Annotated in this window: 25 protein-coding genes and 1 other RNA gene; 20 read left to right on the top strand and 6 right to left on the bottom strand. The window is 62.0% G+C overall.

Features of this window, described 5'->3' with window-relative positions; genetic code table 11:
- The 3 genes from ACODTA_RS27930 to ACODTA_RS27920 form a co-directional block, all read left to right on the top strand.
- On the top strand, positions 1-200 hold a 200-nt coding region (locus ACODTA_RS27930; protein ID WP_489070682.1), incomplete at its 5' end, for a hypothetical protein.
- A complete protein-coding gene (locus ACODTA_RS27925) occupies positions 197-598 on the top strand; it encodes a hypothetical protein (RefSeq protein WP_489070680.1) in 402 nt (133 codons plus the stop codon). The genes ACODTA_RS27930 and ACODTA_RS27925, both read left to right, overlap by 4 nt.
- 67 nt (positions 599-665) lie before the next feature.
- Positions 666-1,565: a hypothetical protein gene (locus ACODTA_RS27920; RefSeq protein WP_489070678.1), complete on the top strand. Its 900-nt coding sequence runs from the start codon at positions 666-668 to the stop codon at positions 1,563-1,565.
- An 85-nt stretch (positions 1,566-1,650) separates the two neighbouring features.
- On the opposite strand, the gene ACODTA_RS27915 is transcribed toward ACODTA_RS27920, so the two are convergent.
- Complete coding sequence (locus ACODTA_RS27915) at positions 1,651-1,875, bottom strand: hypothetical protein (RefSeq protein ID WP_489070676.1); 225 nt, start codon at positions 1,873-1,875, stop codon at positions 1,651-1,653.
- A 351-nt stretch (positions 1,876-2,226) separates the two neighbouring features.
- Between ACODTA_RS27915 and ACODTA_RS27910 the strand changes: the two genes are divergently transcribed.
- The 17 genes from ACODTA_RS27910 to ACODTA_RS27830 all read left to right on the top strand — a co-directional run bounded on the left by ACODTA_RS27910 (position 2,227) and on the right by ACODTA_RS27830 (position 10,000).
- Entirely contained in the window at positions 2,227-2,487 is a 261-nt protein-coding gene (locus tag ACODTA_RS27910) for a hypothetical protein (RefSeq protein WP_489070675.1), read from the top strand.
- A 376-nt stretch (positions 2,488-2,863) separates the two neighbouring features.
- Positions 2,864-3,031: a hypothetical protein gene (locus tag ACODTA_RS27905; protein ID WP_489070673.1), complete on the top strand. Its 168-nt coding sequence runs from the start codon at positions 2,864-2,866 to the stop codon at positions 3,029-3,031.
- Positions 3,032-3,220: 189 nt separating this feature from the next.
- Positions 3,221-3,418 carry a DUF6961 family protein gene (locus tag ACODTA_RS27900; protein WP_489070671.1) on the top strand — a complete coding sequence of 66 codons (198 nt, stop codon included), beginning with the start codon at positions 3,221-3,223 and terminating at the stop codon, positions 3,416-3,418.
- A complete protein-coding gene (locus ACODTA_RS27895) occupies positions 3,418-3,843 on the top strand; it encodes a thermonuclease family protein (RefSeq protein ID WP_489070669.1) in 426 nt (141 codons plus the stop codon). Before ACODTA_RS27900 ends, ACODTA_RS27895 begins: the two co-directional genes overlap by 1 nt.
- A gap of 143 nt (positions 3,844-3,986) precedes the next feature.
- Positions 3,987-4,535: an HNH endonuclease signature motif containing protein gene (locus ACODTA_RS27890; protein WP_489070667.1), complete on the top strand. Its 549-nt coding sequence runs from the start codon at positions 3,987-3,989 to the stop codon at positions 4,533-4,535.
- Positions 4,536-4,750: 215 nt separating this feature from the next.
- Positions 4,751-5,011: a hypothetical protein gene (locus ACODTA_RS27885; RefSeq protein ID WP_489070665.1), complete on the top strand. Its 261-nt coding sequence runs from the start codon at positions 4,751-4,753 to the stop codon at positions 5,009-5,011.
- 3 nt (positions 5,012-5,014) lie between these two features.
- Positions 5,015-5,290 (top strand): hypothetical protein, encoded by a 276-nt coding sequence (locus ACODTA_RS27880; protein WP_489070663.1) that lies wholly within the window; start codon positions 5,015-5,017, stop codon positions 5,288-5,290.
- Between the two features lie 3 nt (positions 5,291-5,293).
- On the top strand, positions 5,294-5,614 hold the full coding sequence (locus tag ACODTA_RS27875) for a hypothetical protein (protein WP_489070661.1): 321 nt from the start codon (positions 5,294-5,296) through the stop codon (positions 5,612-5,614).
- A gap of 2 nt (positions 5,615-5,616) precedes the next feature.
- Positions 5,617-5,865, top strand: coding sequence for a hypothetical protein (locus ACODTA_RS27870; RefSeq protein ID WP_489070659.1), 249 nt, complete (start codon positions 5,617-5,619; stop codon positions 5,863-5,865).
- A gap of 124 nt (positions 5,866-5,989) precedes the next feature.
- A complete protein-coding gene (locus tag ACODTA_RS27865; RefSeq protein ID WP_489070657.1) occupies positions 5,990-7,333 on the top strand; it encodes a DUF3560 domain-containing protein in 1,344 nt (447 codons plus the stop codon).
- A complete protein-coding gene (locus ACODTA_RS27860) occupies positions 7,330-7,935 on the top strand; it encodes a methyltransferase type 11 (protein ID WP_489070655.1) in 606 nt (201 codons plus the stop codon). Before ACODTA_RS27865 ends, ACODTA_RS27860 begins: the two co-directional genes overlap by 4 nt.
- An RNA gene (locus tag ACODTA_RS27855) (hammerhead ribozyme type II) lies at positions 7,934-8,015 on the top strand. Before ACODTA_RS27860 ends, ACODTA_RS27855 begins: the two co-directional genes overlap by 2 nt.
- Positions 8,013-8,750 carry an ATP-dependent DNA ligase gene (locus ACODTA_RS27850; protein WP_489070653.1) on the top strand — a complete coding sequence of 246 codons (738 nt, stop codon included), beginning with the start codon at positions 8,013-8,015 and terminating at the stop codon, positions 8,748-8,750. The genes ACODTA_RS27855 and ACODTA_RS27850 overlap by 3 nt, the downstream gene beginning before the upstream one ends.
- Positions 8,747-8,911, top strand: a complete 165-nt coding sequence (locus tag ACODTA_RS27845) for a hypothetical protein (RefSeq protein ID WP_489070651.1) — start codon at positions 8,747-8,749, stop codon at positions 8,909-8,911. The genes ACODTA_RS27850 and ACODTA_RS27845 overlap by 4 nt, the downstream gene beginning before the upstream one ends.
- 97 nt (positions 8,912-9,008) lie before the next feature.
- Positions 9,009-9,527: a hypothetical protein gene (locus tag ACODTA_RS27840; protein ID WP_489070649.1), complete on the top strand. Its 519-nt coding sequence runs from the start codon at positions 9,009-9,011 to the stop codon at positions 9,525-9,527.
- Positions 9,524-9,784, top strand: coding sequence for a hypothetical protein (locus ACODTA_RS27835; RefSeq protein WP_489070647.1), 261 nt, complete (start codon positions 9,524-9,526; stop codon positions 9,782-9,784). Before ACODTA_RS27840 ends, ACODTA_RS27835 begins: the two co-directional genes overlap by 4 nt.
- A 15-nt stretch (positions 9,785-9,799) precedes the next feature.
- Entirely contained in the window at positions 9,800-10,000 is a 201-nt protein-coding gene (locus tag ACODTA_RS27830) for a hypothetical protein (RefSeq protein ID WP_489070646.1), read from the top strand.
- A 49-nt stretch (positions 10,001-10,049) separates the two neighbouring features.
- Here the strand turns inward: ACODTA_RS27830 and ACODTA_RS27825 are convergent, their stop codons facing one another.
- The 5 genes from ACODTA_RS27825 to ACODTA_RS27805 are packed head-to-tail and all read right to left on the bottom strand — an operon-like array spanning position 10,050 to position 13,322.
- Positions 10,050-10,850: a hypothetical protein gene (locus ACODTA_RS27825; RefSeq protein ID WP_489070644.1), complete on the bottom strand. Its 801-nt coding sequence runs from the start codon at positions 10,848-10,850 to the stop codon at positions 10,050-10,052.
- Between the two features lies 1 nt (position 10,851).
- Positions 10,852-11,226 carry a hypothetical protein gene (locus tag ACODTA_RS27820; RefSeq protein ID WP_489070642.1) on the bottom strand — a complete coding sequence of 125 codons (375 nt, stop codon included), beginning with the start codon at positions 11,224-11,226 and terminating at the stop codon, positions 10,852-10,854.
- Between the two features lie 12 nt (positions 11,227-11,238).
- Complete coding sequence (locus ACODTA_RS27815; protein ID WP_489070641.1) at positions 11,239-12,375, bottom strand: cadherin repeat domain-containing protein; 1,137 nt, start codon at positions 12,373-12,375, stop codon at positions 11,239-11,241.
- Positions 12,372-12,806, bottom strand: coding sequence for a hypothetical protein (locus ACODTA_RS27810; RefSeq protein ID WP_489070639.1), 435 nt, complete (start codon positions 12,804-12,806; stop codon positions 12,372-12,374). The genes ACODTA_RS27815 and ACODTA_RS27810 overlap by 4 nt, the downstream gene beginning before the upstream one ends.
- 12 nt (positions 12,807-12,818) lie before the next feature.
- On the bottom strand, positions 12,819-13,322 hold the full coding sequence (locus ACODTA_RS27805; protein ID WP_489070637.1) for a hypothetical protein: 504 nt from the start codon (positions 13,320-13,322) through the stop codon (positions 12,819-12,821).
- Positions 13,323-13,331: the final 9 nt, after the last annotated feature.

Below are 13,331 nucleotides of genomic sequence, written 5' to 3'. Positions count from 1 at the left end.
GATGCCAAAACCCCCAGCAAACCGTCAGTAGCCGCGGTCCTCACCGGATGCGTACGGATGATTTCGATCAATTCGCCGACGAGTTCGATCGCGACGACGAAGACGAGGACGATTTCGACTGCATGATGATGTCGGACGGTACATGCATGGCGGCCGGCTCGGAATGGTGCGACTTCGAATGCCCGATGAGGGACCAATGACCACAGATATTGATGCGCTGGTCGAGCGGCTGGAGAGGCACGGCATTGGCCATTCTGCGATCTACGGTCACAACGGTATTTGCGGTGAAGCAGCCCAAGCCCTCACCCGGCTTAGCGAGGAGAATGCGAGGCTGCGTGCCGAGCGAGACTCAGCCCTTACCGAAAACATTGCCCTGCGCTGCCAGCTTGGCGGCGGGTGCGATGCCAACGACGATGGCCCGCATACCACCATGAAGGGTGCATCCGGCGACTTCTGCACCAAATGCGGAGAGATGACGCGCAACGGCAAGTCGAAGCCGTGGTTCAACGAGGATAGACTTGATCGCACCATTGCCAGGCTCCGAGCCCGCGCAGCTTTGCAGCACAGATCTGATTTTATCGCGTTACGGAAACTATAAGGTTGCGCTATGCCTAATGCCTGAATGGCCGAATCTATACGGCTGGCCAGCGAGGCGGGGATTTCCTATGCAAAGTGTGCCGACAGACATCGTGACGGACCAACTGCAGATCCCTTTGTTCTTCTTTTCGATTGCAGCGATGTCGTTTTACGAAGCCTACAAGATGGAACGCCCTCGCGCCTATGTGCCGTGGTTTCTATGCGTCGTTTTCGCACTTGGCGGAGTCGTCTCGTTTTTTCCTCAGGTTTGGCCCGCAGGATTGATTTGGGCCCAATGGCTTGGGTCAATTGCGGGAAGTCCTTTCACTTGGGCGACATTGTTTTTGCTGGCTTACCTGCTTTGGCGCCAGAAATGGGGTACTCAGAAAACGGATGATGCCGGATCTCGATGGGAACAGCAGACGATATCGTCACTTGCCCCACCGAGTGCAGCAGTGGACACGGATCCCGCCGCGGCACACGTTGGTGAGATCCCCCCAGACTTGAGTCCGTCGGGACATGCCTGGATCCGTCTCCAGCCGGAAGAAGCGGCCGCCGCTAGGACTATGCTGTTGCACCTCGACGAAAAGTTAAAGAACGAGGCACAGCCTGCTCATGACCAACTTGGATGGGTGGTTAACGCGCCCGACAACCTTCAGGATCTTGTCCGCAAGATTGAAGAGGGCTGCGAGGTGACCCGCAGTATTTACGCCCAGTTTGAGAAATTTCGATTAGATCACATGAATTATGTGCGCATGCTCGGCGGCCCAGAGCTGGCAAGCGTTCAGTTTTGCGCTCAAAATTTGCGCGCGAACTTGGAGAGTTTCCGCAGCACCCTCCACGGCTTTGGAGATGAAATACCACCTGGAACTCGCGGCCTGATCGCTAGAGCCCTGGAGCCGGTTCGCCATTCCCACACCGAGTTCGGCAACTCTATCAGCAATCTCAAAAATGAGATTGGCAACCTTCGGGAGCGCATCCGATGCTGAATCACACCGGTTCGTTACTCCCATGAGTGGCGTGCCATTCAATAACCTACCGGATGTTTGACGCCTTTCCTCCCTTGGGCATCCCCTAATCAACGTAGGGATGCTCGGCCTTCACCAACTCGATCGCCTTCTCCGCCGCCTCCAGATCATCCGCAGATCCTGACGGCGACACCCGCCAGTTGCCCTTGATGTTGAACGTCAACGGCAGCGCCTCGACCTCGCCCACGACCTTGCGCCAGTGCTTTGCAGGCCGCCCCGTTGCGCCGGCGAGCAGGTGGACGATCAGGTCACGGATCTCGGTGGGCTTCATGCGGTGGGAACGCTCCGCCGCGCACTCCGCTCCTCCAAAACGGATCAATCTCGGATTGATCGATCCGCCCCGCTCGCTCACCTTGGGCGTGAGAACACGGCTTGAGTCGCAAGGCCAGAGGGAAACCTCTGGCCTTGTTGCATTCAAGCTCTTGAAATCTCCCATCTCGCGGTTAATTTCCGCCTCGGCGCCCCTCCTCCGGGGCGCTGAGCGCGTGACACCTTCCGCGCTCGGCGGGCCGGGACCCAACGCCCGGCCTGCCTTTTGGCCAGCCCGCGCTTTCCAGAACAGATTGAGAACGCGGCGACAGCCGCCTATCCATAGCCGCACCCCGATTCGACCAGGCGCGAGATGGCCCGATTTTCTGATGTTCAACTGAGGCGCAAGGCGCTGGCCGTGCTGGAGGACGCCACCCAGCGCGCGAACAAAGGCAAGTTGGGCCACGAGCCGGCACTGGCGTTCACCCTGGCATGGCTCGCAAACGAGTGCGAGGATCGCGGGATGTTCGATTGGTTCTGGCAATCCCGCACCAGTGATGATCTAGGCCGATCCCAGAATATGAATGCGGCGCTCAATGGGATCTACCTGGCGGTGGGCGAAAAGCGTTGGTGATCGAGGGCGCACAGACTTTGGACTTGGAACCTGCCACACCTATCCGCGTGAATAAGCGCACCGATTATGGATGCCCGTGCTCCGCGAGGGACGAACGCTATGGCGCGAACCCGCCGGACACGCTGAAATGCTGGAGCTGCCGCCAAGAGACGATGCGCCAGCTACCAGCCCGTCGCGCCAACGCCCCGTCGCCGACTGAGGAGCAGAGAGCGCTGCTTTGAGCGGCCGCAATTCCACAGGCCTGGTGCAGCGCCGCGACGATTGAACCGGTCGGTTCCCCCGGCGAGCCCCTAACCTCGATCAGTGATTTCGCGGCCGTTCTAAGCTATACGAGTCGGACCATTGCCGGGGGGGGAACCGGAGATGGAGTCGCACCATGTCAGACGATGATGTGAGATATTTTCAACGAAGAGCAGAAGAAGAGCGGCGACGAGCAGCCGAGGCGAAGGACTCGTGTGCCCGACAGGCGCATGAGCGGATCGCCAACGAGTATGAGCGCATCGCGCGCGCGAAAAATGAATTCGAGACGCGGGTGGTAGCATGACAACTGGTGTTCCGCAGAAACAAGAAACCCGGGAAGATCTGTTGTATCGCGCCAGGATTTCGATGCGCTTGGCAGAGGCGGAAACGGTCCCGAACCGCGCCCGAATCCACTTGCAAGCGGCGGAGACGTGGCTGCGACTGGCAGCGCGGAAACCGAAGCGAACAGATATCGTCGCGGGATAGGCTTGCAATGACGCCCGAACAAGAAAGATGGGCGTTTGCTGCCAGGTTGCTGGAAATCCACGGGGCCAAGATCGGCACGTTTATAGAGGGCCGTGCAGCGCATTTCACGCAGCTCGGCGACAATGCTGCCTTGGCATTCTGGGAAGACATCACCGAGAAGCTGATCCAGTTGATGGGACCGGAAGACGGCTCTAAGCCGAATTGATGCTCCCTATCCTTGCAGCCGTCATGGCGACCGGCTCCACATTCACTTGCACGCCCGTCCGCGTCTGGGACGGTGACGGGCCGATCTGGTGCGCCGAAGGCCCGAAGATCCGCCTCGCCGGCATCGCGGCGCGCGAGATCGACGGCGAATGCAAGATCGGCCATCCATGCCCAGCCGCCAGTGGCGAAGCGGCGCGCGATCACCTGGTGCAGTTGCTCGGCGGTCCACGCGGCCGAGCGCGCGAGGGTCACATCCTTGTCAGCGGCCCGCGCCTCACCTGCCAGTCAGTCGGATCGGGCAAAGGCGATCGCACTGCGGCATGGTGCTCGACCGGCCGCATCGACCTGTCCTGTGCAATGGTGCGGTCTGGCTACGCGTTGAGGTGGGATCGATACTGGCGCGGTCGGGTGTGCCCAGGCGGATAAACGCCACCTCAAATTGCAGTAAATCGTTGGGGGAGAGGCGCTGGAGCCTCAACTTGCAACGATCGCGCGACATTCTATTTTGAGCGAGCCGGACGGTGTTGGAAGCACCGGTCCGGCTCTAACCAGACGTGAGGTGACCACGCATGGCTGCCAAAGCCCTACCGAGCGCCGAATTGGTGCGCAACCTGATCGACTATAATCCCGAAACTGGACGCATGTTCTGGAAGGAGCGCCCGCGAGAAATGTTCGCGAGCGACCGGAATTGGCGTTGGTGGAATGGCCGATACGCTGGCCGGGAGACCGCAATCCTCTGCGATGCTGAGGGCTATCGCGTAGTGAAGATCTTCAATCGAAAATTCCTTGCCCATCGCATTGCGTGGGCAATCATCCATGGAGCGTGGCCGGTCATCGTCGACCACAAGAATGGAAAGCCGGGAGACAACAGGATTCGCAACCTTCGGTCAGTCAGTCGCCGTGGGAACCAGCGCAATCAGAAGCGCCACGCCAGCAATACGAGCGGCGTGACAGGCGTGTCCTGGTACGCACCGACGTCAAAATGGTTGGCATCGATCAAGGTTGGCGGACGCAGTATTCACCTGGGTCATTTTCCAAAAATGGAAGACGCGATTGCAGCGAGGCTAGAGGCGAATCGAAAATTCGGCTTCTATCCCTCTCATGGCCAAGGCAGATAGTCGGCTTGGAGTAGAACAATAAACAATCAGAAGTGAAAATTAGTCTGTCTCTTGCAAATTTTGGGGTCCCTAACCGCTTACGGTTCGCCGATTATGTAGGTAGGACCCGCATTTTATTGCGTTTTCTCTATTGATTATGCGCGCAACATCTGTCTCTATGTCGCCGGGGTGAGGCGAGCCGTTCGGCCAGCCACCCCGCGAAAGGAATGGATGACATGAACAAACTCACGCATTTGATCTTCGGTGGATGGCTGGCCGCTACTGTCGCCGGCACGCTCTATCTTCTCCCCCATGCGGGCCAGACCCAAGCGCACGCGGCTTCCCCAATCACCCTGCAGGATGCGGACGCCACGGCGTGCGACACCTACGAGCTGGCCAAGGGCGCGCACCGCGACGCTATCTCCGATCTTCTCGCCGATGCCGCGCAGCGCGTGCAGCGCTCCGGCTGCGTCAACATCGTCTTCGTGGAGGGCTGATAAATGACCCAAGGTATTCCAGCCTACGAGCGCGCTATCTGGGTAGATGGCAAAGTCACCAACAAGGGCGGGCTTCCCCTCTGGAGCGGGAAGGGCGAACCGCCCGCGATCGGCTCTGACGTGATCGCAACCGGCCTCATTCGCCATCGCTGCCGTGTGACCGGCTACGAAGTGGTAGAGGGGTGGCTCATGGTCAAAGGCTACCGCATCGACGAGCCTAGCAAGCGCGGCAATCTGGCAGGTGCTGAAATCAGCTATCCGCTCGAGGGGGAGGCTTAAGTCATGCCCAAATTTGAAGCGAAATTCGAGCGCGTCGTGAAGACGTACGAAACCTGCCACCGCGTCATTGAAGCAGAGACGGCAGAGCGGGCGCTGGAGATGGCGCGCGCCTTCGCATACGACTTCAACAGCGAGTGTCCCGATGACGCGCAGGAAGTGCAGGGCGCAGGTGAGTTCGGCGATTGGTTCGCTGAATTAGGCGACGAAACGAACGAGCCCGCGGACTATCGGGACGAGGACACGGATTGCGCGACCTGTGCCGCGTCGGTTGAGACGCGCGCTGCGCCATGCGACGAGTGCGGCACCATGGACGGGGAGGGCTGAGCATGTCCGCTCGTTTCGACACCCTCGCTTTCACCGAAGCGCTGGCCGGTACGGGAATGTCTCAGGCTAGGCGGGAAGCGTTCGCCCGTGCTATCCATGACGTTGCCATGCAGGAAGCAGCGACGAAAACCGAAGTAGACCGCGCCGTAGATCGCGCGATCCACTCGCTTACGCTTCGCTTCGGCGCAATGCTCGTCGCCGCCGTGACGATCCTCATTGCCGCCGCTTCGGTCCTGATCACCCTGAAATAAGCCGAAACGTGGCGGGGGCCATGCGCCCCCGTCATGTCGCGCCGCACGCCCAAGCGGCGCCTGATGATGGCAGGGCAATGACCGTGGCCGCGCGTGGAGCGCGGGCGGTCCGAAAGGAATGGATATGACGACCTACAGCGCGACCTACAGCCCCGAAGATAACAAGATCCGGCTCTATGCGTCCTCACGACTCGATGCGGAGACTTACGCCCGCGTGAAGGCGGCGGGCTTCGTCTGGGCTCCAAAGCAGGAATTGTTCGTCGCGCCGAAATGGACGCCACAGCGCGAAGATTTGGCCGTTGAACTGGCCGGTGAGATAGAAGCCGAAGAAATGACGTTGGCCGAGCGCGCCGCGATCAAGGCGGAACGGCTCGACAACCTGGCCGCGAAGCGCCAGCGCGAAGCCGTCGCGCTTCACCGTCATGCGGATGACCTGTCCCAAGCGTTCTACATGGGCCAACCGATCCTGATCGGCCACCACAGCGAGCGCAAGGCGCGCAAGACGAAAGAACGCATGGACGCGGCGCAGGAGAAAGCGACCAGCGCGGCCAGCGCGGCCAGCTATTGGCTTTATCGCGCGGGCGGGGTCGAAGCCTTCGCCAACATGAAGAACAACCCTCGCGTTCGCGCCAACCGGATCAGGACTCTCCTAGCCGAATTGCGCGACCTGCAACGCGGTATCAACGCCGCTCACCACGCGTTGACGATCTGGGCGAAGATCACGACGGACGAACAAATCAGCGCGGCAATCGGCAACATATCGTCTGATGTGCTGCTATGCGGTTGGGATGCTTACTCCAAGATGCGCGACGGCACTAAGACGCCCGCCGAAATCCGGGAATCGGCGATTGCGGCGGCACGCGTTCGGATCGACGGTCCGGGCCGGAGGCGCTGGATTGAGCATGTGCTCAACCGGCTGGCGTTCGAACGGTCCATGCTGGGCGATGTCCAGCGGTACGAAGGCGAGATAACGCCGGTCATCATCCAAGCCTTTGCGCGCGAGCACGGCGCGGAGAAGCCGAAATGTTCGGTGGTCGATGACGGCTTTTTCCTGCTGGAATCGCCGGTACCTCTACCAGCGCACCTTTCGGAGCGTTCGTGGCTCGAATTGAGCCCGGACGAATGGCGCGACGTCATGCGGGCGTGCGGCTATGTCGTTCCGGCGAAGAAAGGTGCTTTGCCGCCGATCCTCAATATCGACGCGGAAACGCTCGAATCGCCATCGCGGGCGTACGGCGCACGCGGCGAAACCGAGAAATGGCGCGTCGTCCGCGTGACGAAGGCGCAATATGCGGCGGTCCACAGCGACGCGCGGGGCGTACGCCCAAGCGCGTGCGGGCGGTTTCGGTTCAAGGTCGGCAGTGCCCGGCATCTGAAAATCGAAGGCGCTACGCCATGGGAGTATGTCGCGGTTTTCCTGACGGACTCCAAGGTTCATGACCTGCCCGCGCTGGATATCGCAGCATGAAGCGGAGCGTTTACAGCCGACCGGATAAGCCGCTGTATGTGCCGGTCACGCGCCGCGAAGACTTCGCCGCGCTTCCGAAAGCCGCGCCAGTCGAGCTCGTCGCAGTCGACAAGTTTACGGAATGCCATGTGACGCCGCCCGACGTGGCGGCGCGCATGGTGCATTATCTGGGAAGCGTGGGGGATTATCTCACGCTTGAACCGAGCGCGGGCACGGGAAACTTGACGCGCGCTCTACTCGAGTCCGGGCATAGCCGCTACGAGCTCACCCAGGTTGAACGGCACATCAAGCTTGCCGCCGGGCTCTATAAATATGGCCCTGTCATCAATCGATGCTTTCTCGACTATGCCGCCGAAGCGCGGTGCAAGGTGGAGTTTCCGCGCGTCATCATGAATCCGCCGTTTAGCGACGTGCGGAAGCACGTGGCGGCGGCACTGTCCCTTATGGGCACAGGCGGGCACGGGCACGGGTTCAAACCGACGCTCGTGGCGTTGGTGCCGATCACGTTTCAGCACGATCGCGCGGAGCTGCTGGAAACGCTGCCGGAAGACACGTTCTCGACCGCGAGAGTTCACACCAAGATCATTCGCATCCAAATCTAGGCGAAACGCGCGCCACCCTATCGGGGGAAAGGCGCGCGTCCGTCGGGCGGTCCAACCCGGCGCTGACGAGCCAGGACATGAAGGGAAGGGCATTGCCCCCTATCGCCGATTATACCCCCTATCCGCGTTTAAGGACGCATCCGGCCTTGCGCCGTCGCCCCGCCGAGCTGGTCCAGCTTGCGGGTGAATGGCGCGGCGGGGTGCCCGATCATGGAACATGGATCGAGGAGAAGCACGACGGCGCGCGCGCGGCGTGGATCGGCGGGCGGCTGTTGACGCGTGAGGGGCTGGAGATATGTGGCACCGCGCACATAGCGCACCGGATCAGCCTCATAGAGGCGGCGGCCGGACGTCCCGTCTTTCTCGACGGCGAGTTCATCGCCGGGGACTATCGCGGCACGCTACGCCATATCGGCAAGGGCGCGCGGGCACCGGAGGCGGGGACATTCCACCTGTTCGATTGCCTATGGGCGGACGAATGGGAAGCCGACGACTGTGACCGCCCGCTATACGAGCGCCGGAAGATGCTGGAGCGCCTGGTCGCCGAGGGCGAAGCGCACCCCCTATCGTGGGAATATCGGGCAGGCACGCACGGGCGCGAGCCGGTCGGGACGCCCCTGTCCCTAGTCACAACCCATTGGTGCGGCGATCAAGCCGCCGTGGAGGCGTTTACGGCTTCTGTGTGGGCGTCAGGGGGGGAAGGGGTTATGCTCAAGGACGCGGAGAGCCCCTATCGGCGGAATAGGTCGCGCGCTTGGCTGAAATACAAGCGGGCGGGCTGGGCGACACGCACGACGGGGAAGGGGAGTGCATGACGCCATTGTTGCAGGCGATCGCTTATGGTCTGGGCGCGGTCCTCTCGCTGATCGTCGCCTATGAGCAGCGAGGCAGCCGATTGCGGTGCGCGATCGCTCTGGTGCTCGCGCTGCTGAGCGCCGGCGCGGGAGTTTTAAGAATCACCCAGGCAGGGGTATGACCCTATCGGGGGAATGACCCTATCGCTGTTTAAGGGGGCTATCCCTGTTTAAGGCCGGGCCCAGCCGTTGGGCCGATGTGAATGGAAAGGAATGGATATGACCGAGAGAAAGGACCGCGACGTCGTGACGATCAGGCAGATCGATCTTCGCCAGCTAAAGGCGCCCGCGGAGATGCCCAAGGCGAAGAAGCAGCGCAGCGGTGATTTCGAGGAGGTCAACGTCCTGCGCAAGGACAAGCCCGATGTGGTCTTCGACGGCCGGCTGATCGTCGAGGTCGACAGTCGTGACTATGGGGGTGCCCATCGGGGGAATGACAAGCACTGGACGGAGCTTGCCGTCTATGAACTGCGCACCGGCGATTGGGTCGCGTGCTCGATCGCCTGCAGCGACAAGGAGGGCCAGATCGATTTCGGCGAAGTCGAGTTCCTATGCGCCAAGCAGCTCGGCGGCTCCGACGAAACCAGTTTCTCCGTGCCGATCTCGAATGACCCGGCCGCCGCGTCGGATCCGAAATTCTGGGAGAAGCGCGCGGCAATGGCATTCTGGGGCTGGTCCTGGTTGGCGAAGGAACTCGCTGACAAGGCCGGCTGGGATGTGAGGGAGAGGATCGGATGACGAGCGAAGCAGCGAAGGAACTCGCCGCGCAGGTCAACGCCGCAGCGGACAAGATGTCCGAGGAACGGGCGCCTGTTGCAACCGAACGTGGCATCGACGAGCAGATGGGGCCGAAAAGGCGGGATTATCTTGAGGCTGCGGCGCGCGCCATCATTACGGACGATCGCTGGCTATGGGATATCCAGGGGGAGGGGGACGACGCAGTTGTCGTCGTATCTGGGCCGGAGGGCGCAGAGGATCCGCCTCGGCCTGGCTGACGGGGTATCGAGGCAATGACGATCGGCCTCCTGGAATATCGCGCGCGCTATTGGCTCAAATGGCTGGGCCCCTGGCGTGTGACGCGGCGCGAAGCGCAAGATGACGCGGTCAAGGCTGGCGCGGCCTCGCGCACGAAGCACGCCAACGGGGAAGGGGGCACCTATCTGAGCATAGGCTGCCGGATCCACATCCGCTCCACCCCACCAACGGAATGAAAGCGGGAGGGCCCACACCGCCCTCCCGCCCCTCCCGCTGGGGAGCTCGTCAGATCATGGAGAGGATGTCGAATTCCTGGGCATAGCTGCCCGGCGCGACGCCGCCGCTGGCGAAGTCTGGATCGAGCAGCCAGCCGAAATAGCTCTTGGACTGGCGGTAGGCCGTCGCCTCGGGATCGAAGCACCAGTAGGCGACACCGCGCTTGCCCAGCTTCTCGACCAGCGGGCGGAACTTCGTCTCGAAATCGACCTGGTTGAGCCACGAGAAGCGCATCCGCAGCCGGCGCATGATGATGCCCGGCGTCTCGTCGGTCACACCGTAGCGGCCGATATCGATGTCGCCTCTGTCGTCGATCCCGAAGCCGAAACCGTCGTCGCGGTTGTAGAATGTCGCGGGCTGCAGCTTTTGTCCAAGCACCAGTTTCGCGGCGGCGAAGTCGCCGGAATGCCCCCCGATGTCGATGCGCCACCACTGGCGGGTCTGGATCGAGGGGAGCTCGAGGTGGGAATGATAGAGCCCATCGTCGCGTGTAATGGACGGGTTGATCAGGGCGACGGCGCCGCTGTCATATGATGCCGTGCCATCGACCGCCGCCTGACTGGTTCCCAGCCGCACGCGGATGGTCGTTCCGCTCTGGGCATTGGTCGAGAGCAACGACACGAAATCGACCGGCTTCGCGGAGCCGAAGTTGCCCCGCGCCCATAGGTTCGAATTCCCATTGCTCTGCCACACCATGCCGATGTGCTTGAACTCGCCCAGGTGCGTTGCAGGGTTGCCCGTGCGCGCGTTGCCGGTCGTGACCGTGCCCAGGGCGTGCGGAATGACCGCGAACGGTTTCTGGATCGCCATGCTATCCCCAGCTCGTCAGTAGGGTTTGGTTCTTCTCGGTGTCGACGCCGATCTCGACGATCGCCGCGGCGTGATTGGCCGCCCGCTCGTCATCGATCACGGTGGCGACTGGCGTCGTAAGGTTGAACGATAGCCCGCCGCCCGTGTCGTCGCCCACCACCGTATGGCGGAAACGCCGGCGGTCTGGCTTGAGCAGGGCCAGGCGCTCGGTGGCCATCGCCGCCGCGTCGTCTTCGTCCTCAAAATAGGTTGGGATCGGATCCTTCGTGTCGCGCGCCTTGTCGCCATATTTCGTGGCGACAGCGGAGTCCGGACCGGCGGTCTCGGTCCTGTATTCCTGCGTGATGAAGCCGATCCGAGCGGCTGTTGCGGGCATCTCGGTCTCCTATCAGGGGAATGTGATCTTCTTCACCGACACATTGTCGATCTGGACCTCGCCGTTACCGGTGCCAGCGATCAGCAGGCTTCGTTTCTCGGGCGCGGACGGGGCCGAAGCCACCTTCGCCTCGTATGTGAGGCTTCCCGCGCCGGGTGGGCTCGCCAGCGTCGAGAACGACGCGATGGCTTGCTCACCAACCGAGATGGTGACGGTTTCGGTCGGATTGAGGGAGATCAGGTCGAACACGACGCGCACCACGTCATTCTGGGCGATATCATCATCCAACTGGATCTTCGCCGATCCTCCACCGGAGAGGATGAGCTTGCCGGATGTGATCGTAGCGGACGACAAGGTCCACAGCCCCGCGTTCGAGAACGGCACATCGAGATTGAGCTCGCTGCCGGGCGTCCCGTCGAACACGTTCGTGACATTGATCGTCACGTTCGTATCGCGCGGCGAGTTCGGATAGGCGAGGTTCGTCTCACGGATCGTGATCGCATGGCTCGTCGCCGTCTCGTAATCGAGCGCGCTCGCCACCGTGACCACCCCTGTCGAAGGATTGATCGCGAACCTGCCGCCCGCGTCGTTGGTCAGCGAGAACGTCGACCCTGATCGACCACGTGTCGGCGTGTGCGCCGTGGTACCGTTGGACGCGTCTTCCGGCACACTGCTCGAAGTCGGAGCCAGGTTCTGGAGCGCCTTCTTCACGACCACATTGTCGACGGTCATGTTCGCGGTGCTGCCAGCCCCGGAAATCGTGATGATCTGACCATTGACGGTGTTGATGTTCACGACGCCTGAGAATGTTCCGTTGGCAGTGTTGTTGCGCAATAGGGTGCCGCCAGAGGGAGGCGATCCCGCTGAGCGCCCCGCCTGAAGCGTGACCGTGCCGGCGGTCCTGTTGGCGATCGTGATCTCGTAATAGATGCTCTCGCCCGCAATCAGCGTTTCGTTCGAGACCTGATGTGCAACCGGCGTCGTAGCGCCCGGGGTGAAAACGAGCTGCCCACCCGAGATCGCGGGTGGCGAACCCGACGACGAGGCCAAGGTCCAATCGCCCGTTCCGTCGAAGGTGCCATCGTCGACAAGGTTCGCAACCAGCGAAAAGGCCGGCGCCAGGCGGAACGGATCGAGCAACATGCTCATATGCGATTCCCGATCAGCGTGACTTTCAAGCCTTTCGCCGTGCCGTCACCCACCTGGTCTATGTCGATCGTGATCTCGGCATCATCCGCCAAGGTGGTATCCGACAGGGCGGCGGAGGTCGCGGCGGTGGTCGAGGTTTTCTCGGTGTTGTCGATCGTCAGCTTCGTCGACAGGATCGAGTTGCCTGCCTCGTTGATATCGACAGTCAGCACGGATCCGGTTGCCTGAGCGACCACGAGTGAAGCGCGGACGCTGGTGAGCGCGATCGCGCAAGGCATCCGGAATGTGACCTTGGCGGTGCCGGCGGTAAGGGGCGTGGCCTCGTCGGAGACGGCAGCGACGATCTCGAAAGGGGTGCCGATGAGGCGGTCCCCGATCGGAAGCTGGGCGGGAAGGCCGTCCTTGAGGACCAGCGGTCGAAAATCGGTCATCAGGATCTCCGATCAGGCGATGGTGATGGGCGTGGACGGCTCGAACGTCATCTCCGTCGCGGAGAGCGCGGTTCCGATGACCTGAGCGACATTCCCGCTGCCGCTGGGCGCGGTCTCGGTCGCCTGGCCGGCGGTGGTCGAGAGGAACTGGCGCGCGCCGGGGGTAAGCCCCGTCAGGCCGGTGATGGTGCCCTCGAAATAGACGGTGGCGTTCTGGCCGGACGTCACCGAAGCCAGAACGAAGCCGTGCGCCTCCTTGCCGGCGGTGGTTGCGTCGGCCTTGCGCGCCTTCGAGCCGGAGGAATTGTGGATGTTGACCTTGTCGCCGGCGGCCAGGTTCTCGCTCGCTTCGACGATCTTCGTCTCGGCGCCCAGGCCGACAGGCATCATCGACTGGTCGAGGCGTCCGCTGCCATCCAGCTTCGGGATCTTGCCCGCGTCACCAGCGCCAGAAGACGAGGCAAGCGCCAGCGCGTCCGTCGGGACACCGCCCGACAGCTTCAAATAATCACCCATGTTCTGCTC

The organism is Sphingomonas sp. FG14 (assembly GCF_057809675.1).
The sequence above is the reverse complement of the archived record's forward strand: the minus strand, read 5'-3'. Positions and strand labels throughout refer to the sequence as shown.